Source organism: Caldisericaceae bacterium (genome assembly GCA_036574215.1).
Lineage (GTDB): Bacteria > Caldisericota > Caldisericia > Caldisericales > Caldisericaceae > Caldisericum.
In genome coordinates this window covers 1-20944 of the sequence record JAINCR010000071.1, presented here as the reverse complement: position 1 = coordinate 20944, position 20944 = coordinate 1, and the positions used below count along the sequence as shown (strand labels likewise).

The 20944-nt window shown below is 33.9% G+C and carries 21 protein-coding genes, 1 tRNA gene and 1 riboswitch; of the genes, 7 read left to right on the top strand and 15 right to left on the bottom strand.

Annotated elements, in window-relative coordinates; genetic code table 11:
* Positions 1–84: 84 nt before the first annotated feature.
* Complete coding sequence (locus tag K6343_04470) at positions 85–717, bottom strand: class II aldolase/adducin family protein (protein MEF3245219.1); 633 nt, start codon at positions 715–717, stop codon at positions 85–87.
* A gap of 77 nt (positions 718–794) precedes the next feature.
* Here K6343_04470 and K6343_04465 point away from each other — a divergent pair, with 77 nt between their 5' ends.
* The 6 genes from K6343_04465 (at position 795) to ispF (ending at position 6186) form a co-directional block, all read left to right on the top strand.
* Positions 795–1568, top strand: coding sequence for a type III pantothenate kinase (locus K6343_04465; protein MEF3245218.1), 774 nt, complete (start codon positions 795–797; stop codon positions 1566–1568).
* A gap of 181 nt (positions 1569–1749) precedes the next feature.
* Positions 1750–2244 (top strand): transcription elongation factor GreA, encoded by a 495-nt coding sequence (gene greA, locus K6343_04460; GenBank protein ID MEF3245217.1) that lies wholly within the window; start codon positions 1750–1752, stop codon positions 2242–2244.
* A 1-nt stretch (position 2245) separates the two neighbouring features.
* Positions 2246–3739 carry a lysine--tRNA ligase gene (lysS, locus tag K6343_04455; protein MEF3245216.1) on the top strand — a complete coding sequence of 498 codons (1494 nt, stop codon included), beginning with the start codon at positions 2246–2248 and terminating at the stop codon, positions 3737–3739.
* A complete protein-coding gene (radA, locus tag K6343_04450) occupies positions 3717–5054 on the top strand; it encodes a DNA repair protein RadA (protein ID MEF3245215.1) in 1338 nt (445 codons plus the stop codon). Before lysS ends, radA begins: the two co-directional genes overlap by 23 nt.
* Positions 5054–5728 carry a 2-C-methyl-D-erythritol 4-phosphate cytidylyltransferase gene (gene ispD / locus K6343_04445; protein MEF3245214.1) on the top strand — a complete coding sequence of 225 codons (675 nt, stop codon included), beginning with the start codon at positions 5054–5056 and terminating at the stop codon, positions 5726–5728. The genes radA and ispD overlap by 1 nt, the downstream gene beginning before the upstream one ends.
* Complete coding sequence (gene ispF / locus K6343_04440; GenBank protein MEF3245213.1) at positions 5707–6186, top strand: 2-C-methyl-D-erythritol 2,4-cyclodiphosphate synthase; 480 nt, start codon at positions 5707–5709, stop codon at positions 6184–6186. The genes ispD and ispF overlap by 22 nt, the downstream gene beginning before the upstream one ends.
* A 66-nt stretch (positions 6187–6252) precedes the next feature.
* On the opposite strand, the gene K6343_04435 is transcribed toward ispF, so the two are convergent.
* From K6343_04435 to dprA, 5 genes are all read right to left on the bottom strand, one after another.
* Positions 6253–7926: an extracellular solute-binding protein gene (locus K6343_04435; GenBank protein ID MEF3245212.1), complete on the bottom strand. Its 1674-nt coding sequence runs from the start codon at positions 7924–7926 to the stop codon at positions 6253–6255.
* Between the two features lie 120 nt (positions 7927–8046).
* A complete protein-coding gene (locus K6343_04430; protein MEF3245211.1) occupies positions 8047–9348 on the bottom strand; it encodes an MBL fold metallo-hydrolase in 1302 nt (433 codons plus the stop codon).
* 425 nt (positions 9349–9773) lie between these two features.
* Positions 9774–10649 carry a radical SAM protein gene (locus K6343_04425; protein MEF3245210.1) on the bottom strand — a complete coding sequence of 292 codons (876 nt, stop codon included), beginning with the start codon at positions 10647–10649 and terminating at the stop codon, positions 9774–9776.
* The gene (gene trmFO / locus K6343_04420; GenBank protein MEF3245209.1) at positions 10646–11920 is read right to left on the bottom strand and encodes a methylenetetrahydrofolate--tRNA-(uracil(54)-C(5))-methyltransferase (FADH(2)-oxidizing) TrmFO; all 1275 of its coding nucleotides are present in this window, start codon (positions 11918–11920) and stop codon (positions 10646–10648) included. The genes K6343_04425 and trmFO overlap by 4 nt, the downstream gene beginning before the upstream one ends.
* Positions 11917–12978, bottom strand: coding sequence for a DNA-processing protein DprA (gene dprA, locus K6343_04415; GenBank protein MEF3245208.1), 1062 nt, complete (start codon positions 12976–12978; stop codon positions 11917–11919). The genes trmFO and dprA overlap by 4 nt, the downstream gene beginning before the upstream one ends.
* A riboswitch (FMN riboswitch) is annotated at positions 12974–13134 on the top strand. (Overlaps the previous gene by 5 nt.)
* Positions 13135–13138: 4 nt before the next feature.
* Here dprA and K6343_04410 point away from each other — a divergent pair.
* Positions 13139–13684, top strand: coding sequence for an ECF transporter S component (locus K6343_04410; protein ID MEF3245207.1), 546 nt, complete (start codon positions 13139–13141; stop codon positions 13682–13684).
* Positions 13685–13728: 44 nt separating this feature from the next.
* Here K6343_04410 and rplT read toward each other — a convergent pair whose 3' ends face one another.
* The 9 genes from rplT to K6343_04365 all read right to left on the bottom strand — a co-directional run.
* Complete coding sequence (gene rplT / locus K6343_04405; protein ID MEF3245206.1) at positions 13729–14097, bottom strand: 50S ribosomal protein L20; 369 nt, start codon at positions 14095–14097, stop codon at positions 13729–13731.
* 21 nt (positions 14098–14118) lie between these two features.
* On the bottom strand, positions 14119–14325 hold the full coding sequence (gene rpmI, locus K6343_04400; protein MEF3245205.1) for a 50S ribosomal protein L35: 207 nt from the start codon (positions 14323–14325) through the stop codon (positions 14119–14121).
* The gene (gene infC / locus K6343_04395; GenBank protein MEF3245204.1) at positions 14279–14824 is read right to left on the bottom strand and encodes a translation initiation factor IF-3; all 546 of its coding nucleotides are present in this window, start codon (positions 14822–14824) and stop codon (positions 14279–14281) included. The genes rpmI and infC overlap by 47 nt, the downstream gene beginning before the upstream one ends.
* 536 nt (positions 14825–15360) lie before the next feature.
* Positions 15361–15555, bottom strand: a complete 195-nt coding sequence (locus K6343_04390; protein MEF3245203.1) for a hypothetical protein — start codon at positions 15553–15555, stop codon at positions 15361–15363.
* A gap of 372 nt (positions 15556–15927) precedes the next feature.
* Positions 15928–16836, bottom strand: coding sequence for a carboxypeptidase-like regulatory domain-containing protein (locus K6343_04385; protein ID MEF3245202.1), 909 nt, complete (start codon positions 16834–16836; stop codon positions 15928–15930).
* A 499-nt stretch (positions 16837–17335) separates the two neighbouring features.
* Entirely contained in the window at positions 17336–19243 is a 1908-nt protein-coding gene (gene thrS / locus K6343_04380; GenBank protein MEF3245201.1) for a threonine--tRNA ligase, read from the bottom strand.
* A gap of 22 nt (positions 19244–19265) precedes the next feature.
* A tRNA-Val gene (locus tag K6343_04375) sits at positions 19266–19340 on the bottom strand.
* Between the two features lie 47 nt (positions 19341–19387).
* The gene (locus K6343_04370) at positions 19388–20029 is read right to left on the bottom strand and encodes a DUF47 family protein (GenBank protein ID MEF3245200.1); all 642 of its coding nucleotides are present in this window, start codon (positions 20027–20029) and stop codon (positions 19388–19390) included.
* 15 nt (positions 20030–20044) lie between these two features.
* Positions 20045–20944 (bottom strand): inorganic phosphate transporter (locus K6343_04365; protein ID MEF3245199.1); only part of this gene is annotated, 900 nt, incomplete at its 5' end.

Below are 20944 nucleotides of genomic sequence, written 5' to 3'. Positions count from 1 at the left end.
TTTATCCATAAAAGTAAGATAAAAATTTGCAGTTAACTAATTAAACAGCCGCTATACAATATTAAGGAAAATCCAATATTCTATTTATAATCCTCTTTTTTTCTTTAACTCCATAAGTTGCGTAAGTTTGTCGTCAGGTATATGTTTTGGACCACCAAGAAGTTGAGCAACGGTAAGCATCTTACAGATATTCTCAAGTTCTTCCATTCTTCTAAAGGCTCTCTCCAAATCTTCGCCAACTGTTAAAGCACCATGATTAGCAAGAAGTAAAGCGTTGTGGTCTTTTACCAATCTTCCAATGTTTTCAGCAAGATCCATAGAGGCAGTTAATTCATACGGGACAACAGGCACATCTCCTAAAATTAAAGACGATTCTTCATGGATATTTATAGGAATAGGATAGTGCGCGATAGCAAACCCCGTTGCAAAAGGTGGATGAGCATGGATGATCGCATTTACATCTTCCCTTACCTTGTAAATCTTGATGTGGAATAACATTTCTGAAGTTGGTTTACGCTCACCCTCAATAATCTCTCCTGAAAAATTAATAACGAGGATATCCGAATATTCAAGTAGGTCTTTTGGCACACCTGTAGGAGTTATGTAAATGTAATCACCATCTCTTACAGAAAAATTACCTCCATAACTACCATTTAATTCATGTTCATAAAGTCTTTTACCAATTAGTGCAATATCTTCTTTTATTTGCCTCTTCATTTTACCTTCCTTACTTTTATGGAAATATTATACCAAAATTTATTTTTTTGATAAAATTTAAAAATTGGGAGGACAAAATGATTATAACAATAGATGTTGGAAATACAAACATAGTGTTCGGTTTTTTTGAGAATCATTCCCTCAAAGAAACCTTAAGGTTAGCTACTGATAGCGGGAGAACATCTGATGAATACCGCCTCATAATATCACAGTTCATTAACGAAGAAAAACTCAACAAAGATATCGAAGCTTTTTCAATTTCATCAGTTGTGCCACCGCTCGTTCCGGTCTTTAGGGCTGTTTCAAGAAAAATGTGTAAAAAAGACCCTTTGATAGTGTCTTCTGAACTTCCTATTGATATAAAGTTTGACGTTGACGCGCCAAAACTTGTTGGCGCAGATAGAATCTGTAATATTTTTGAAGGTAGTAAAACTTTTCCTAATGAAAATGTTATTGTAGTAGATTTTGGCACTGCAACAACTTTCTCTGTAATAACAAAAGACAGAAGATTTATTGGGGGACCAATAACAATCGGGATCCTACCTGCTTCAATAGAACTATTTAGAAGAACAGCGCAACTACCAAGAATTGAGCTAAAGCAGCCAAAATCTTTTATCGGCAAAAATACTGTAGAAGAAATGCAATCGGGCATAATAAACGGATTTGGTGGAATGGTTGATAGAATGGTAGAACTAATAGAAACAGAACTAAACGAACCTGCTGTAGTTATAGCAACTGGTGGAATATCCCATTTAATGCAAGGCATATCTAAGAGAATAAATATTTACGACCAGATGCTTACAACAAAAGGGCTATTTAGTATATATGAATTTGTTACCAACAATCTATAAACTACTTTAGAAATTAGTTTTCCTTATCTTCAGTTTTTGAAGAGCAAGTTTTTAACTTTTTTATGGAAATTAGTAAAATTAATATCCAAGAAAAAGAAAAATTAGATATAATTATAAGACACTTAGAAGTAGAAAATTAAATTTTGTAGATAAACTAATGGACAATGCATAGGAGGAAATTATGCAAGAAGATACAATGGATGGTAAAATTCAAATTTCGAAGAAAGGTTACGAAGAACTAAAGAAAGAACTCGAAGAAAGAAGAACAACTAAAAGACAAGAAATTTCAGAAAGGATAAAACAGGCAATTACTTTTGGTGATCTTTCTGAAAATTCAGAATACGATGCAGCAAAGCAAGAACAAGCTTTTAATGAAAGTAGAATTGCTGAACTTGAGGCAATCCTTTCTAAAGCAGAAATAATCGATGAAGATTCTGTGGAAACTAGTAAAGTTAATATTGGTTGCAAAGTTGAAATTAAAAACATGGAAACTGGTAAAGTTTATACTTACTATATCGTAGGTCCTACCGAGTCAGACCCAGATAACGGAAGAATTTCGTCAACTTCTCCTGTAGGAAGTGGTTTATTGGGGCATAAAGTAAATGAAATCGTTGAAATAAAAATACCTAAAGGAATAGTTCGCTATAAAATTTTAAAAATATTAAAGGGAGATTAGGATGGAACTTCCAAATTTAAATGAAGTAGAAGCTAAAAGGCTTGAACTTGTTAATTACCTTAAAGCTACTGGTATTGACCCTTATGGAAAAAGATCCGTTACTAAATACAATAATCTTTATCTAAAAGAGCATTTCGAAGAATTACAAAATGTCGAAGTAGAAACAAAAGGAAGGATCATTGCAATAAGAGGCCATGGAAAGGCAAGCTTTATTACCATTAGAGATTTTTACGGTGATATCCAACTTTACTTCAGATTAGACAATTTAGGAGAAGAAAAATATAACTTTTTCAAAAAAGCAATTGATATAGGAGATTTCATTGGTGTAAAAGGAATCTTATTTAAAACCCATACAGGAGAAATAACAATAGAAGTTAAAGACTTTACATTATTGACAAAAGCCATAAAGGTATTGCCCGAAAAATACCACGGACTAAAAGACCCTGAACTTAGATACAGAAGAAGATATTTAGACCTCATTGCGAATAGAAGCGTCCTTGAATTGTTTGTAAAAAGAAGCAAAATTATCAAAAAAATAAGAGATATTTTTGACAGAGAAGGCTTTTTAGAAGTAGAAACACCAATGCTTCAGCCAATAGCAGGTGGTGCTTCTGCAAGACCTTTTGTAACTTATTACAATGCCCTCGACCAAGAGATGTATTTAAGAATAGCCCCAGAACTTTACCTAAAAAGACTAATTGTAGGTGGTTTTGAAAAAGTTTATGAAATCAACAGAAATTTTAGAAACGAAGGTATTTCAACCAGACATAACCCTGAATTTACAATGCTTGAGGCGTATTGGGCTTATGCAGATTATACCGACGTAATGGACCTTGTTGAACGAACGCTTTACGAAACTGCAGTTTATGTAAACAACTCTCCTAAAACAAATTTTATGGGTTATGAAGTTGATTTCACTCCGCCATTTAGAAGAATAAAATACACCGATGCACTAAAAGAATTTGCAGGAGTAACTCTTGAAGAATTAAGAAATCTATCAACGGCAAAAGAAATTTTGAATAAACTTGAAATTAAAATGGACAAACCAGAAACTTCCGCAAATATCATAAATGAAGTCTTTGATAAAAAAGTTGAAAAAAACTTTATCCAACCAACATTCGTTTATGAATTCCCAATTGAAATTTCTCCTCTTGCAAAAAGGACCCCAAACGATCCACATCTTACGGACAGATTTGAGCTCTTTATTGGAGGGTTAGAAATTGCTAATGCCTTCTCGGAATTAAACGACCCTCAAGACCAATACGAACGCTTCTATGAACAGATGGAAGCAAAGAAAAAAGGGGACGTAGAAGCTCAGGAAATGGATATTGATTACGTAGAGGCTATGGAATACGGCTTACCTCCAACAGGAGGTCTTGGGATCGGCATAGACAGACTTGTAATGATTATCACAGGTCAAGATTCAATAAGAGAAGTTATTTTATTCCCTCAACTTAAAAAGAAAGAAGTTAATGAAAGAAAAGAAGAAGAGTGAAGATTATATCTGCTCTGTGTGCGGATACAAATCCCCTATAAAATTAGGACGATGCCCTGAGTGTGGAAGTTGGAATTCTTTTGTTAAAATTGAAAATAATATTCCACATAACTCCGAAACAAATATTTCTACATTAGAAGAGAGTAAAACTGATCTTTTCGAACGCATAAAAACAGGCATAGAGGAATTTGACAGAGTTCTTGGCGGTGGTATAGTAAAAGGATCTGTAATTCTCATAGGAGGAGAACCTGGGATAGGTAAATCAACGCTTATCCTTAAAGTCCTTGATGCAGTTTCCAAAGATAAAAATGTTTTGTATGTTTCTGGCGAAGAATCTTCAACTCAAATTTCAATGAGAGCAGACCGATTGAAAATACAAAATAAGAACATCGAACTTCTTACAGAATACGATTTAGATATCATAAAAGAAATTACTCTCTCAAGAAAACCTAAATTGCTTGTCATTGACTCAATTCAAACAATGTATACCAAAAATATTGAAGGTGCCCAAGGAAACATTAACCAAGTTAAAGAATGCACGCGTATTCTTATTGAGATTGCAAAAAAGCATAACATTCCCGTAATACTCATAGGACACGTTACAAAAGAAGGAAATCTTGCAGGACCAAAAACGATAGAGCACATGGTTGATGGTGTATTCTACCTTGACGGCTCTAGAAACGATATTACAAGGATGCTTAGAGCAGTAAAAAATAGGTTTGGCACAACAAATGAAGTTGGATTTTTTGAAATGAGCGAAGAAGGACTAATAGAAATTAAAAACCCTTCTCTTGAATTTATATCAGATTCAACGCTTAAAGAAGGCTCTGTAGTAAGCGCCTCTCTTGAGGGGACTCTGCCTATATTTTTTGAAGTTCAAGCACTTGTAACACCTACGATTTTCCCCATTCCAAGAAGGGTTGCAACGGGCATAGATTACAATAGACTGATGCTACTTATTGCAATCCTTGAAAAGAGGCTTAAAGTGAGATTAGGAACATTCGATATCTATGTAAATATTGTAGGAGGCTTAAAACCCGATGACAGAGCAAATGATCTTGCGTTTTCACTTGCTATACTTTCCTCATTCTTTGAAAAAAAATTAGGAGAATTACTTGTCGTGTTGGGAGAATTAGGCCTTTCTGGAGAGGTAAGGCCAACCGTAGGAGTTGAAAGAATTGTAAAACAGGGAATAAATTTAGGCTTTAAAAACTTTATAATTCCAAAATTCTTTGAAAACAAAATCAAAAAACAGAATGGTATAAATATTTATTTTGTCTCAAGCATAGGAGAAGCTAAGGAGATTATCTTTTAATGGAAGGAAGTGCAATAGTAGTTGCTGCAGGAAAATCAACAAGAGCAAACTACATCGATAAGAATTTCTTAAAGATACACAACAAGTTTATTGTAGAGTATTCAATTGAAATTTTTGAAAGTATCGAAGAAATAAAAGAAATTATCCTTGTATTAAACGACAATAACTATACTTTTGGAGAAGAATTGAAAGAAAAATACAAAAAACTTATTTTAACCAAAGGTGGTTCTTATCGGGCAGAATCAGTAAAAAACGGCGTAATGGCAGCTAAATATAAAAATTTACTCATCCACGATGGAGCAAGGCCATTTATTACAAAAGAATTAGTTAAAAAAGTTTTAGAGAGTTTAGAAAATTTCCCGTGCGTTGTTCCTATTATACCTGTAAGACAAACGATAAAAGAAGTTGAAGATGGTTTTGTTTGCAAAACTCTTGATAGAAACAAACTCTTTGAAGTGCAAACACCTGAAGGCTTTTATAGAGACGACCTTATATCTCTATACAAAACATTTGAAATAAACGAGGAAATATTTGATGAATCAATACTTTTTGAGAAAAAAGGAATCAAAATAAAAACAATCCACGGAATATTTGAAAACATTAAATTAACAACACCATTCGATTTAATGTTGGCGGAGGTGATCTTATTAAAATGGAAACAAGAGTTGGCTTAGGTTATGACTCCCACAGATTTGAAAAAGGAAGAAAACTTTTTCTTGGGGGCGTTGAAATACCAAGCGAATACGGTTTACAAAGTAACACAGACGGAGATATTTTAATTCATGCCCTAATAGATGCACTACTTGGTGCAATTGCATTCAAAGATATAGGTAGGCTATTTCCTGAAGAAAGTGATGATTTTAAAAACAAAAGAAGCACCGAATTATTAAAAATAGTAGTAAAAACTCTCAAAGAAAGAATGGTAGATATCGTAAATATTGACGCTGTGGTAATCCTTGAAAAACCAAAAATTGCTCCTTTTGTTGAAGCCATAAAAGAAAATTTATCACACATATTAGAAATAGACAAAGAAAGAATAAACTTAAAAGGAAAAACTAACGAGAAAATGGGTTTTGTTGGAGAAGGTGTTGGAGCAGTTGCTCTTGTCACAGTTTTAGTAAAAGTCCCATAAAACTCCCATAAAACTTAAAAGCCCTGCTTTCGCAGGGCTTTATTTCATATAAAGGTATCTACAAAACTATGGGTGAATGTATGATCTTAATTTTTGTCCAAGTTCTTTTATACCATCTGCAGGTGAAATCTTTTGCAAGTATATCTTTGAAAGTTCAGCACCAATATCACTTCTTGCCATATTCCATTCTTTTGTTGGTGGTTGAACGATTGCAAACTTCAGTGAATCAAAACCTGCTTTCCTTTCAGGATGTGCAGCAAGAAATTCCTTAAGGACAGGTAGATTAAGAGCAGACTGTTTAACCGGTAGATATCCTGTGTCAATTGACCATCTTGCTGTTTGATATGGCTCATCAAACCATTTAATAAACTCCCAAGCTCCACGCTGAACTTCTGCGCTATACTTTTGACCAAACATCACAATATTTGTGCCATACATCACAGTAAATTGTCCTTTTGGCCCTGCAGGTATTGGAGATTGAGACCAATTAAACTTTCCACCAACTGCTTTATTTATGTAAGTGTAAGATGCAACAGAAGCAAAAATAAATGCGCACTTTTTATTACCAAAATCTGTTTGATAGTTATATCCAGTAGTAAAATGGATATACCCGTTCTTGTAAAGATCGTTCATAAAGGAAACTGCATTAAGAACATTGGGGTCTTTATCAAAAAGAACAGTTCTATAGTCATCACCTGAAAGGACTCTACCACCCCAAGCATGAACCAAAGAGTACCAAAGGTCAACATCGGCACCAAAGGAAGCTCCCCACTGTGATCCATCAGGTTTTGTTAATGCCTTTACCATTTCTGCAAATTCATTCCAAGTTCTTGGAGGATGGTCAAAACCTGCTTCTTTAAGCATATCGACATTATAATACATAACTTCAACGCTCTTGTTGAAAGGTAACATCCAAAGTTTCCCATCAGGCATGTAGGCATCTTTCCACATAGTTGGGAAGAAATCGTTTATTGAACTCTGTGATAGACCCATGGAGGGATCTTTAACAAACTTTTCAAGAGGAGTTAAAAGATTACCAAGCATGTAGTTTGCAACCCAGTTTTCATAAGCTTGAGTTATCACTGGTGGCTGTCCTGAAGCAACTGCTGCTGTAGTTTTCTGCTGTAAAGATCCATAGTTTGCGATAGCTGTTTGTATAATCTTATACCTTGGATGAGTTGCGTTAAATTCATCTATTAGTTTTGTTAAGGATTGTCCTAAAGCAGCCTGCATTGCATGCCAGAAAGTAATTTCAAGAGGGTGCTGAATCCAATCTTGAGAGAATTTTACAGTAACAGATTTATTAGTAGGATTCCAGGAGATATCTGCACCAAGTGAATCAGATACAAACCTTAACGGAACAACAGTTCTTCCGGTTGCCTTTACAATCTGAGCAGGCGCATCAAGATACACAGTATAGCCATTTACTGTCGCTGTTGGTGAATCAATCTTTAAAACAATAGTATTATTTAGAAGTTTAATCGTCACCTCACGAGTAGTCCCGTTCCAATCAACAGATGCACCAAATGCTTCAGAAATGAATCTAATAGGCACAAGTGTCCTTCCGTTAACTATTACAGGCGGTTGATCAAGAGTTGTTGATTTTCCATCGATTGTTCCTGTTGTTTTACCAATTGTTACAACAATTGTTTTTACACTCTCAGCTTGCACATTTGCTTGAATACGCACAAAACTGAGAAGTAATACGACCACAGAAATAACTGCAATTAGTTTTTTCATTTATTACCTCCTTTCAAAATTATAATTAAAATCTTACACCAAAATTATACTACTTACTCAAGCTCAGTCAATATTACTTTTTTAAAATTAATAAAATTTAATACGTTATTAAAAACTACTTTAAAACTCATTCAATACTCCTTTTTCCAAAATTAACACATTGTTATGAACTACTTTAAAACGTTCAGGAAATTGCGTATGAATTGGAAGAAGAATGTCTGGATTAATTTCTCTTGCCATCCATAAAATTTCTGTTTCAGAAGCATGCCCAGGTGAATGAATTCTAAACAAAGGCAAATTGAATAATTTAAGCCAATTTTCAAGAATGCGTGTATTGTCCGGGTCAACGGAACTTAAAGGTTCTCCACCAGACATTATATACGCAGAATTACTAATAGGTTTGATATCAATCAGTTCTTGTATATGAGCAAAATTTAATAGCAACATCGTATTTTGCTCTTCTTTTCTTAAGGTTTCAATATCAATTGCCTTTTCTTTTAAAAATAACGGGGTTTTATATGCACCTGGAAAAACAAAGGTGTTTTCTGAATTTAGAATTTCCAAAGCAAATTGTTCATTTATTTTTGCAAACTCGGTAAGTGTGCGAGCATAATCTTCATGAATTACAAACTTCTTTCCAAGTTCTTTACTTACATCGAAAAATGTCTTAATCCTTGAAAGATGAATTTCGTAGACATTTCCAATTAGCAAACCATCAAAAACATTTGCAACTTCTTTAATTTGATTCTTCAGCTCCTCTTCTGTATTACTTACAATACCATTCCAACCTATACGAGTGCCTTCGTTTATAAGTATAAACGGCTTTAAAGATTTCACATATTTTACAAATTCATAAGAAAGATTGCTCTTTGGCCCTTTAAAATAAATATCGCCAGTATAAACAACGAGGCCTTTGGGTGTTTCTATTAAATACGCAACCGCACCCGGTACATCATGGTCGATAAAATAAGGAGTGATACTAAAATCACCAATTTTAATAGAAGAGCCATCCATCAATTGAATACCTTGGGGTTTACAAGGCAAAATACTCTTATCCACAAAATAATTTAACACTGCATGAGTCCCTTTTGTCATGTATTTATCCAAATTTGGATTTAGATCACAAATTCTCCCAATATGGTCAAGGTGGGCATGCGAAAAGAAAATCCCGGCAATTTCAAATGGTAATGACTTTGAATTTGGCAACTCTTCTTTATAAAAGCCTCTAAACGGAGGAAGCTCTCCTAAATCTACATAATCTTGATAACCTATCTCTTCACGTCCTTTAGTAGTATGGTTGAAATAAACTTCAGAAGTAGCAAATTTTCTTCCAAAATCAAAAACTATGGCCACTCCATTTGACTCAAGAAGGATTATGTTGCCTCCGATTTCTCTTACTCCACCAAAAAAACCTATTTTCATACTTATCACTTCCTTTTCCAATTACTTAGAGCATATATTATACAAAATTTTTTATGGATTGCAAGAAGTTTAAACAAGGTCCCTCATAAGACCTCTATCCTGAAACAATTAATGTCTTTTTGAGTTATAGCGAAGGATCTACTTTTTAAGAGGGTAAACAGGACCACCTCAAGACTCCCCCGAATACTGAAAAACACAAAAGAATGAGATTCTTCCTCGGCAAAAGGCACCTCGTAAGAATTACAGCATGGCATGGGATCCTTCGGCTTCGCACTTACTTACGCAAGGATAATATTGCAGAATGACGGCGGGGCTTCACCTCAGAAAACCCAAGCCAAAACACCTTGAACTTGTTTCATGGTCGGAATAACATTTTGGACTATTTTACCACTTTTGTGAAAGATCTATAAACATTTTATTAACAACTAACCATACTGAACCCATCCATGCCTTATTTTTGCAACTTTCACAATCTTTTTTACTTCGGTAATTTCTTCTTTAGTAAGTGATCTTGAAAGCTCTTCATAATTTTTTGCTCTGTAGACAGGCACGTATTGAGTCATAACAGAAATAAAAATCTCATCGCCAAAATTTTCTTTCAAAATCCGCAGGGCAATTCTAAGGTCATTTAATTTGTTTGGGAATACTAAATATCTTACAATCACACCTTGTTTAAGCCGTCCCAAAGCATCAAACTTTATAGGCTTTGATTTTACCATTGTCTTCAAAGCTTCAAGCGTTATATCAAAATAATTTTCAACAAAAGAAAACTTAACTCCATCCTCATTATTTACATATCGTAGATCTGGAAGGTAAATGTCGATAAATTCATTTAAAAGTTCTATAACTTCCTTTTTCTCGTATCCAACGGTATTCCACACAGCAGGTATTTTAAGACCACGTTCTCTTGCTATTTGTAAAGACGCCATTGCTTGTGGCGCATAGTGAGTAGCTGTTATAAAATTTATATTTGCTGCTCCTTTGCTCTCCAAATCTAGCATGGTAGAAGCTAATCCTCTAACAGAAATTATTCTTCCTGCCCCAAGTTGACTAAATTGGTAATTTTGACAATAAACGCACTTCAAACTGCAATTGCTAAAAAAAATCGCTCCAGAACCATTCTTATAGGTAAGAGGGGGTTCTTCTCCTTTGTAGAGAACTGCATTTGATATCTTCACTAACAAACCTGAATTACAAACACCAACTTCTTCTTTCAATCTATTAACCCTACAATCAAGCGGGCAGAGTTCACACGGAGAAAACATCTTATACAGAGATTTTAACGCTTCAATTTTTTTCATAAGGAATCCAATAGCTGTTTAATCGCATTAGTTGAATCTTCAATAAACTTTTGCTTCCTCAAGGTTTTCTTTATAGAAAAGTAATCTTTTGGGATTAAACCAAAATTTGCTCTCATAGGTTGCGGGTTATCAAGGTCATTTTCAACAATAAAATGTATGAGACTACCAATCATGGTATTTTTTGGAAAAATCAGTGGTTTTTTGCCTGAATAAAACCTTGCAATGTTAATTCCACTTACAAGACCAGTTAAAATTGCCTCACCATAACCTTCACTTCCTGTAATTTGGCCTGCAAAAAACACATTTGGAAACTGCTTCGACGAAAGGTCTAAGTTTAAAATCCTGTTTGAGCGAAAATAAGCATTTTTATGAATACTCCCATACCGAACGAATTCTGCATTTTCAAAACCTGGAATAAGAGAAAATATCCTCTTTTGTTCTTGGTAGGTAAGTGCTGTTTGAAAGCCAACAAGTTCAAAAAGGTTGCCATCTTTATCTTCCCTCCTTAACTGGACTACAGCATAATAATCTTGAGAAAAACCTTTAGGCGTTAAAGGTCCAAATCTAAGCGAATCAAAACCTCTTTTTGCAATTTCTTCTATGGGAAGACAAGCCTCAAAAAACACTCTATCAAAATCGTGTGGTAAATGTTGCTTACCTAAAGAAAGTTCTTTTTGTAATAGTTTATACTGCTCTTCTGTAAGATAGGCATTTAAATAATCACTTGATTGTTCATATCGCCCACCAAAAAACATTTTATCTAAGTTAAGAGATTCTCTTGTAACAACTGGAGAAATAGCATCGTAAAAGAAAAGATTATCTTGGAATATGTTCTTTAAATAATTCAAAAAATTTTGAGACGTTAAAGGACCAGTTGCTATTAGCACAATATCGTTTCTATCAAAATCTAATACCTCTTCTCTTACAACATGAATTTTTGGATTGCTTAAAATAAGTTCTGTTATTCGCTTTGAGAATAGCACCCTATCTACTGCAAGTGCCTTTCCTGCCGGAACACTTGTTTCTTTAGCAACATTTAAAAGATGAGAGCCAAGTAATAAGCCTTCGTATTTTAAAAGTCCACGGGCATCTTCTAATTCAAGAGAGCCTAAAGAATTACTGCATACAAGTTCTGCAAAGTTATCAGTCTTATGGGCCTCAGTGAATTTTTTAGGCCTCATTTCATACAGGTAAACTTCAATGCCTCTTTTTGCAATTTGGAGTGCAGCTTCACTTCCAGCAAGCCCACCACCTATTACCAAAACTTTCATACCTTAAAATACCTTCCCCCCATTTTTTTTAAAAGCCCTTTTACCTCAAGTAGTGTTAGTTTTGAGATGAGTTCTTTTTCATCCATTTGAAATTTTTCTTTTAGAGTATCAAAAGTATCTCCATCGTATATCTTTTCTAACATTTCTTTATCCTCATCAAACGGCAAATCTCTATTATACTGTAAAAGAAATTTATTAAAAATTCTAACATTTTCTAATATATCTTTAACATCTAAAAATGGTATAGCACCATCTTTTATAAGGGCATTTGTCCCGCGGCTTGTAGGGTTGGTAATATTTTGCGGAACAGCAAAAACTTCTTTTCCTTGCTCTATTGCATAAGATGCAGTAATAAGTGAACCACTCTTTTCTGTTGCCTCGACAACTAATACTCCAGCACTTAGCCCACTTATAAGTCTATTTCTAAAAGGGAAATTATACTGCGCTGGTTTAGTTTCAAGGGGAAATTCAGAAATTAAAAAAGAAACCTCTTCTATTCTTCTATATAAAGACAAATTTCCTCTTGGATACACAACAAGTGCTCCATTCCCAAGCACTGCAATTGTGTTACCCCCATTATCAAGTGCTCCACGGTGGGCTTGACTATCAATACCATAGGCAAGTCCAGAAACAACCGTAATACCTAATTGTGATAGTTCAGAAGAAACTTTATAAGCAATACCTTCACCGTAGGGGGTGCTTTTTCTTGAACCGACTATCCCAAAACTTTCATCTTTAAAACCAGTAAAATGCCCTTTTACATAAAGTAAAATTGGCTTTTCTTTTATTACTTTAAGACTTTTAGGAAATGTTTCATCAAAAAACGGAATAATTCTTACTTTAGATTTTTCTGCTTTTTCAAGTTCTTTAAAACCAACTTCCCGTAAATCTTTTGGAAGTTCAAAGTCAAAATTCCCTTTTTCAAATTCCTCTAAAAATGACTTCACCTCACTTGGTTTAAAAAATCTATAATAATTTAAGGCAACTGCATCTATCAAATCCATACAATCAAATATAACTAATTTGGAAGATTTTTCAAAATTAGTTATAATCAACATGCTCCAGGGCAAGGTGAGTTACCTAACAAATAAAGGTAATAATTCCTGATCGGTGGTGATAGGCAAAACGCTTTAAGCCCACGAAGAGTGCAAAAGCACTGCAGATTGGGTGAAATTCCCAGGCCGACAGTAAAGTCTGGATGGAAGGAGGTTGTAATTAATGAACACAAAAAGATTAAGAGTTTTTATCTATGCAGGTATTTTGTCTGCATTAAGTTTTGTTCTGATGAGATTTATAGAGTTTCCCCTTTTACCACAAGCAAGTTTCCTTAAAACAGATTTAGGTGATGTTCCTTTACTCATTGCAAGTTATTTCTTTGGTCCTCTTATTGGCGTATTAACTACATTAGTTAAAGATTTACTATTCTTCATAAGTGGTGCAGGTCAGGGTGGTCCAATTGGTGTGTTTATGAATTTTATTGCCTTAGGTACCTTTACACTTGTTTTAGGATTAATTACTTTAAAGAAGAAAACCACAACAACACTTCTACTTGGTTTGATTTTAGGAACTGTTGCTTTGGTTCTTGTAATGATTCCAGCAAATCTATGGGCAATTCCACAATTTATGCCGAATTGGAGTAAAGAAGAAACTTGGAGATATATACTTTATATTAACATACCCTTTAACATTTTAAAAGGCGCAATTGATACATTGTTAGGCTTTTTATCGATTAAGGCTCTTGAAAAAAGAAACTTTCTTAAATAAAAAAAGGGGCGTTTGCCCCTTACCTTTAAATAATTCGTAAATAATCACTTAGATTGTTCTTTTGAGATTGCTTCTTTTGCTTTATTAACCAATTCTTCAAATGCTTTAAGATCTTCTACTGCAAGAGAAGCAAGCATCTTTCTATCAATATCGATATTTGCAAGTTTAAGACCGTTCATAAATCTACTATAAGAAAGACCATACTGCCTTGCAAGTGCATTTATACGAGTAATCCATAAACTTCTAAATTCTCTTTTTCTTTCTCTTCTGTGGATGTAGGAATACTTTAAGGCATGCATTACTGCTTCATTTGCAACTTTAAATCTCCTTGATGCAGCCCCTCTGTATCCTTCTGCCAATTTGAGGATTTTTTTATGTTTTCGTCTTGTGACTACACCAGCTTTAACTCTCATATTGTATCACTTCCCTTCTTTCTATTTTTTTAAATAAGGCGCTACTCCAAAAATATTCTTCAATTCAGTTTTTGAAATTACATGAAGCCCATTTAGTCTCTTCTTCCTTCTTGATGATTTCTTTTCAAGGTGGTGGCTGTGATTTGCCCCATAGGCAACAAGTTTACCTGTTCCTGTTACCTTAAACCTCTTCAGAGCTCCTTTGCTTGATCTGATTTTGTTTTTCATTTTTTTCTCTCCTTTCCCTTAATTTTTTCAACACTTCTTTATTTGGTTCAAGAGAAAAAACAAGGTTTTTGCCATTCATCTTTGGGGTAGATGATACAATAGCAACATTAGAAAGAGCGTCAATTATTTTATTGGCAAGTTCAAAACCTTGGTCAGTAAACGCCATTTCTCTACCTCGGAACCAAATTTCAATATTTACTCTATTTCCGTCTTCTAAAAACTCTCTTACTTTTTTATTTTTAATAGCAAGGTCGTTTGTATCGATCTTTAGCCTATACCTCATATTCTTAACTTCAATTTTAACTTGTTTCTTTTTTGCTTCTTTTTCTTTCTTTGTCTGTTCATAAAGATACTTTCCAATATCAGCAATTTTACATACAGGGGGGTTTGCATTCGGCGCAATTAGAATTAAATCCAAACCTTTTTCTCTTGCGATGTTCAAAGCTTCTCTTGAACTCATAATCCCAACCTGTGCGCCATTTTCATCAATAAGACGCAATTCCTTTAAACGAATGCTCTCGTTTGCAATAACTTCTTTACTATTAATACCTCACCTCCATAAAATAAATATAGGTAGCCGAGAGGCTACCGCTTAATAATAAATTATTAACTCTCAAAACCTCTTCGCAAGCTCTCGGCCGCTTAAGGTAGGGGCAAATCCCTTTTTTATAAAATTTCCAACTCAATTATACTGATTTTACACAAATTTGCAAGTTGCCTAATTACCTCATCAAAAATCTATTCGAAATTAAATCTGCCTTCCATAAAAATCTATTCTGGGTTTCAATCAATTTCCTTCCCCATTTAATTTTCCATTTTGCATGAAAAATCGCCTTCAAAAATGATTTCTTTATTTTCAAGATACTCTACAAAACTATTCTTTGGAGATATGCCATATTTCTTTTATAAAAATAATGTCTTTAATAAATTCTTCAAAATAACTCTAAAGCCCTACTGTATGCCTTTTTCCTTTAAACAACGTTTTCCTTTTATCTTTACTTGTCTTTTAAACAGCACTTCACTCATCCCTGTAAACTAAAGGAAAGAACCAAGAAGCTCTTTTCTATATGAATAAATCATCATTGCAAGGGAAAGTGAAAGCACTTTTGTTGCAGACTTAGACAACTCTGTGAAATTATCTAATTTAAGAGATAAAAGTTTGTCTAAAATTTTCATTAAAAATAAAAGTGTAGTATCAATTACAAGAGTTTCTTTGAAATCATTATCCATATAAACCAATTCAATTTTAAAAAGTTTTCTCCCCGGCTCTTCATCAAATTCCAAAAAACACAAGGTCTTTAAACCAGTAAAACCACAAATCTTTTGCCATAGAAATAGGAAAATTAGTTCTCTAAAGAGTTTTTATCTCCTCAGGATCTTTAGAAAGCACTTTAACTACTTCATCTATAATTTCATACCTATAAGTTTCGATTACAGGAAGAAGTTTCTTCATGTTCTCCCTGTCGTTTTCACTAATCTCTAAATTCTTTAATGCTTCTTCTAACTCAGTCCTATTAGCCTCCTATTATATGATTTTTTTATCGAAATCATTTAATTCCAAGTTTTTCGTAGTCGCCCCATCTACAAATGTAGTATGGATCATTACGGCATATTAATCCCCATATCTTTGCCAAAATCAGTTATATTAATTGTTAATACATCTGTCTCTTCTCCTGAGATGCTTGAAGTAGCAACCATGCGTGTCATATAGTTTTTGTATTCACCTTTATTGATTATCCATATATCAGATGTTATTACTGTCTTTCCACTTTCTGAAGTTTCTTCTTTAGATAAATTGTAGTTTGTAGTAGAATAGCCGTTTACAGTTTCTGTTCCAATTTTACTTACATTATACAATGTATTCCCGTTGGGTGTCTTCACCCACCCGTTATACCTAATTTCTACTTCCTTTACCATAGTTTCGAAAGTAAGCAAGTATTCTGCAGTAAAAGAGCTTACTTGAGTAGCAGGAAGTTCCATCCAATTCCCACCAGTAAATACTTTTGCTTTATCACCTACAAGATACATTTCAAATTGTTTGTTACCGTTTTCATCATATCCAATAATATGTTGCGAATTACCATAATTTTCTTGTTCAACAACCAACTTACTATTTCTACTTGAGTCCTTTGCATTTAATTCCATTACAGCTTTATAACTCTTCAATGCTGAATAATCCTTCAGTTCTTCAGCTTGTTCTAATTTTCTCAGAGTAATAGTAAGACTCTTATCTTCTCCTTTATCTACGGTGATATCTTCGCTTACATCTCCATAGCCTTCTTTTGTTACTTTTAGTGTGTAATTTCCAGCTTCAACACCCTTAAATACATACTTACCATCGTTTCCTGTCTTTTCTGAATACTTTCCCATCGTGAGATTAGTAGATGCAATAGGATTACCATTTTCATCAACAACTGCTACGGTAACAGTAGATGGTTTTATCCCTCCGCATCCTGCAAGCAATTCTCCAATTAGCATGATAATTACAAAAAGAATGGTAATCTTTTTCACAATACTCACCTCCTTTAAATGAAGTTTAAACTTCTACTTAAATTATATTGACACTTTTCCTTGTTGTAAAGCACAATTCTTTTTGGAAACATATTTATGTGAGAATACTTTTCTATCCTTTCTTCACGATTCTCCAAACTTTCATTATAACTTTTCTTGAAAAGCATAAATTTTATGTAACCACCTACAGATAAACGAATAAATAACGTTTCAATTGAGAAGTGAAAAACTCTCCTTTCCCTGGTTGCTTACACAAGTTGCATTTCTTTGTTATAGTGACCTTGAAATAATCCTGAAAAGAATTCACACTTACATGATTCAGAGTGAAATTACTTGTTTCAGATCAAAGGTTTTTGTGCGATCTCATCCTGAATCAGTTTATCTATGAATAAAAATATTAACATGTTCACATCAACTAAATCCGCTCTTTAATTACAAACTATGTTTTGAGACACGGCCTATATCAGTGTGAAGGTAATGATTTTAGGTTATTAATAACCTACTCATTTACTCTTTTTTTTATCTCATCTAAAATTTTTCTGATAAACTCCTCTAAAGCCATTGCCCCAAGATCGCCTGATTTTCTTTTTCTTACGGATACACTTCCGTTTGCAACTTCCTTATCACCAACGACAAGTATGAAAGGCACCTTTTCAGCCTCTGCATCTCTTATTTTTGCATTCATTTTTTCTGCTCGTTCATCAACCTCTGCACGGATGTTATTTAATAGGAGTTTTTCTTGGACACTTTTTGCATATTCAATATGCCTATCTGCAATAGGGATAAGCCTTACCTGGACTGGAGCAATCCATAAAGGAAAAGCACCTGCATACTGCTCGATTAGAGTGCCAAAAAATCTTTCCATCGATCCAAGAACAACCCTATGTATCATGATAGGTCTATGCTCTTTGCCATCTTCTCCAATATAAGTTACATCAAAACGTTCTGGAAGGTTAAAATCAACTTGAATTGTTGGTCCTTGCCATTCTCTTCCTATTGCATCTACAAGTTTAATGTCAATTTTTGGACCGTAGAAAACGCCTTCCCCAGGATCAACCTTGTAAGGCATATTTAATTTCTCAAGAGCAACTCTTAAGGCGTTTGTTGCAAGATCCCAATTTTCAAGAGAACCCACAAACTTCTCAGGACGTGTAGAAAGATAAATATTATAATTCTTAAAGCCAAAAGTTTCAATCATGTATTTTGCAAATTCCACAACACCGATAATTTCCTCTTCAAGTTTTTCTGGTTGCACAAAAAGATGAGCATCATCTTGAGTAAAACCTCTTACTCTCAGCAAGCCATGTAAAACACCTGCTCTTTCATATCGGTAAACTGTGCCAAGTTCTGCAAATCTAAGAGGTAGATCTCTATAACTTCTCGTTTTTGATTTATAAATTGCAATATGGAAGGGGCAATTCATTGGTTTAACCATATATGAGCCTTTATCAACTTCCATTGGAGAAAACATGTTTTCTCTGTAAAAATCCCAATGACCAGATATCTTCCATAGTTCAACTCTTGCAATATGCGGTGTATACACAAAATAGTAATTTCGCTTGATATGTTCATCTCTCCAAAAATCTTCAATGATTTTCCTAATCATCGCTCCCTTAGGATGCCACAAAATAAGACCTGGTCCAATCTCTTCTTGAATACTAAACAAATCAAGATCTTTTCCTAATTTTCTGTGATCTCTCTTCTTTGCTTCTTCTAAAAAGTTAAGGTAGTTATTTAAACGTTCAGAAGAGGCAAAAGCTGTGCCGTAAACTCTCTGAAGCATCTTATTTTTTTCATCGCCACGCCAATAAGCACCAGCTACACTAAGCAATTTAAAATATTTAGCATAGGAGGTATTAGGGATGTGTGGACCTCTACAAAGATCGGTAAAATCCCCCTGTTTGTAAATTGAAACAGTATCGCCCTCAATTTCTTCCATTATCTCAACTTTATAAGGTTGATTTAAATCTTTAAACATATTAATTGCTTCATCTTTTGGTAGTTCAACTCTTTTAAACTCCAACTTTTCGTTGACTATCTTTTTCATTTCTTCTTCGATTTTTAAAAGGTCTTCTTCTGTAAGTGACTCATCCAAATCAAAATCATAGTAGAAGCCATTTTCAATTGCAGGTCCTATGGTATATTTTGCATTGGGGAATAGATGCAAAACTGCTTGTGCAAGTATATGAGAAGTGCTATGTCTTAAGATTTGCTCGCCAAGTTCATCGTCTATAAAAATTGGTAAGACATCTGCATCCTGATTTAAGATATATGAAAGATCTTTTGGCTCACCGTTAATTAAGCCTGCAACAATTTTATTTAAATCAAAATTAAACTCTGTGAATATGTCTTTTAAAGACATACCATCTTTAAGCTCAAAAACTTTTCCATTTAATGTAATTTTCACATGACCCTCCTAAAATAAAAAATGGTGGGCGATAGTGGAATCGAACCACTGACCTCTTCGGTGTCAACGAAGCGTTCTACCTCTGAACTAACCGCCCATTTGCCATATCTATTTATAATGAATTTCAAATTTTTGTCAATAGAGCTAAACCTCTTTTATCAAAATATTTGCAATAATATCTGCAGCTTCAGAAATTCTATCAGCCGAATTACTAATATGCCTTAAGACCTCTCTCATTTTAAAAATATAGTGGAAGTCATTTTTAGAAAAAAGATCAGCAAGTGCTTCGTGGTAGGTTTCCTCAATTTCATTTTCAATAACTTTTGCAGAGACTACATTACTATTTGCAAGATTTTTGTCGCCAAACATATTTTCAACGGCATAACCTAAATGATTCACCCCTCTTGAGACCTTCTCAATCATCTTTCTCAAATAAAAATTGGGATAGAGTTTATAAATTATCATTTCCTCGATGGTGTTATATGCGTAATCAAGAATATTGTCGATGTTATTTGAAAGCGTATAGATATCCTGCCTATCAATGGGTGTTATTAAGCTTCTATTGAGCTCATTAACAAGATCTCTTCTTAAATTATCACCTTCGGCTTCGCATTTTTTAATTGCCATTTTAAGATTGTGCCGCAAAATATCTTTATTTACAATATCTTCATCTATACCCATGAATTCATTAAGGATATTAACACCTTCAATAGTCTTTTTGGACTGGCTTATAAGAAGATTTTTAAATATATCTGGTCTTTTAAATATGGAATCCCATACTTTCATTCTTATCACCTCTTTTTAGAATATTTTATCAAAAAATCTTGTAATTAAAAATGAGAGGATAAAAGACATTGGAACAGTAACAAGCCATGTTAAAACAAGATTTCTTACAATATTGTATTTTACAGCGTACGGCTTTTCTGCAACACCTATCCCAACAACCGACATATTTAGTGATTCTGTGGAACTTACAGGAAGTCCAAATTTTGCAAAAGTTAAAACCGTAGAAGACGTAATACTCTGTGCTAAAAATGTTTCCTTGGGGTTGCTCTTCATTAGCCTAAAACCTGCCGTAAGTAGAGAATTTGCACCAAAGAAAAGCACACCAACGATAAAAAGGAAAGACAAAAGCAGTATAACTATAATATTATTTGGTGTAATGTTTAGGTTGGTGTTCATAATAATACTTGCAGTATAAACTAAGCTTAAAGTCTTCTCAGCATCATTTGCTCCATAACCCATCAAAAGAAAAACAGAAGAAAGCACCTGTAAAGTTTTAAAAATTGGGAAAGACTGCGGGTTCAAGTGGATGATAATTATATTAAAAATCTTAGTTAAAAGAAACGAAATGAAAAAGGAAATAAAAATTGCCGCTATAAGACCTCCAAAAACAAGAAACACCTCTTTTTTATTTATATAAGTATGGACTCCTTTTGAATATGCAGAGCCAACAAGAGCACCAACAAAAGTATAAGAGATACTAACTGGATAGCGGATTTTTTGCGCAAACATCACCCATACCATGGTAGCAACAATTGTCCCATACAACATTGAAGTTGTAATATAATCTATAGGAATTATCTTTGTTCCAAGTGTTTTTACAACTTCTGTTCCAAAAATAAGTGGAGCAGTAACTAAAGTCAAAAAAAGTATTATTACACCAAAAAGGGGCCTTATAAAGTTACTTGAAATAATAGA

Bases quoted from the DNA above. Each gene is read 5' to 3' on its own strand.
- K6343_04370 (MEF3245200.1), bottom strand. From the start codon at position 20,029: ATGAAAGTATGGGATTCCATATTTAAAAGACCAGATATATTTAAAAAT.
- ispD (MEF3245214.1), top strand. From the start codon at position 5,054: ATGGAAGGAAGTGCAATAGTAGTTGCTGCAGGAAAATCAACAAGAGCA.
- K6343_04430 (MEF3245211.1), bottom strand. From the start codon at position 9,348: ATGAAAATAGGTTTTTTTGGTGGAGTAAGAGAAATCGGAGGCAACATA.
- greA (MEF3245217.1), top strand. From the start codon at position 1,750: ATGCAAGAAGATACAATGGATGGTAAAATTCAAATTTCGAAGAAAGGT.
- ispF (MEF3245213.1), top strand. From the start codon at position 5,707: ATGGAAACAAGAGTTGGCTTAGGTTATGACTCCCACAGATTTGAAAAA.
- rplT (MEF3245206.1), bottom strand. From the start codon at position 14,097: ATGAGAGTTAAAGCTGGTGTAGTCACAAGACGAAAACATAAAAAAATC.
- K6343_04435 (MEF3245212.1), bottom strand. From the start codon at position 7,926: ATGAAAAAACTAATTGCAGTTATTTCTGTGGTCGTATTACTTCTCAGT.
- K6343_04425 (MEF3245210.1), bottom strand. From the start codon at position 10,649: ATGAAAAAAATTGAAGCGTTAAAATCTCTGTATAAGATGTTTTCTCCG.
- radA (MEF3245215.1), top strand. From the start codon at position 3,717: ATGAAAGAAAAGAAGAAGAGTGAAGATTATATCTGCTCTGTGTGCGGA.
- K6343_04465 (MEF3245218.1), top strand. From the start codon at position 795: ATGATTATAACAATAGATGTTGGAAATACAAACATAGTGTTCGGTTTT.
- rpmI (MEF3245205.1), bottom strand. From the start codon at position 14,325: ATGAAAAACAAAATCAGATCAAGCAAAGGAGCTCTGAAGAGGTTTAAG.
- K6343_04470 (MEF3245219.1), bottom strand. From the start codon at position 717: ATGAAGAGGCAAATAAAAGAAGATATTGCACTAATTGGTAAAAGACTT.
- dprA (MEF3245208.1), bottom strand. From the start codon at position 12,978: ATGTTGATTATAACTAATTTTGAAAAATCTTCCAAATTAGTTATATTT.
- K6343_04410 (MEF3245207.1), top strand. From the start codon at position 13,139: ATGAACACAAAAAGATTAAGAGTTTTTATCTATGCAGGTATTTTGTCT.
- trmFO (MEF3245209.1), bottom strand. From the start codon at position 11,920: ATGAAAGTTTTGGTAATAGGTGGTGGGCTTGCTGGAAGTGAAGCTGCA.
- K6343_04390 (MEF3245203.1), bottom strand. From the start codon at position 15,555: ATGGATAATGATTTCAAAGAAACTCTTGTAATTGATACTACACTTTTA.
- lysS (MEF3245216.1), top strand. From the start codon at position 2,246: ATGGAACTTCCAAATTTAAATGAAGTAGAAGCTAAAAGGCTTGAACTT.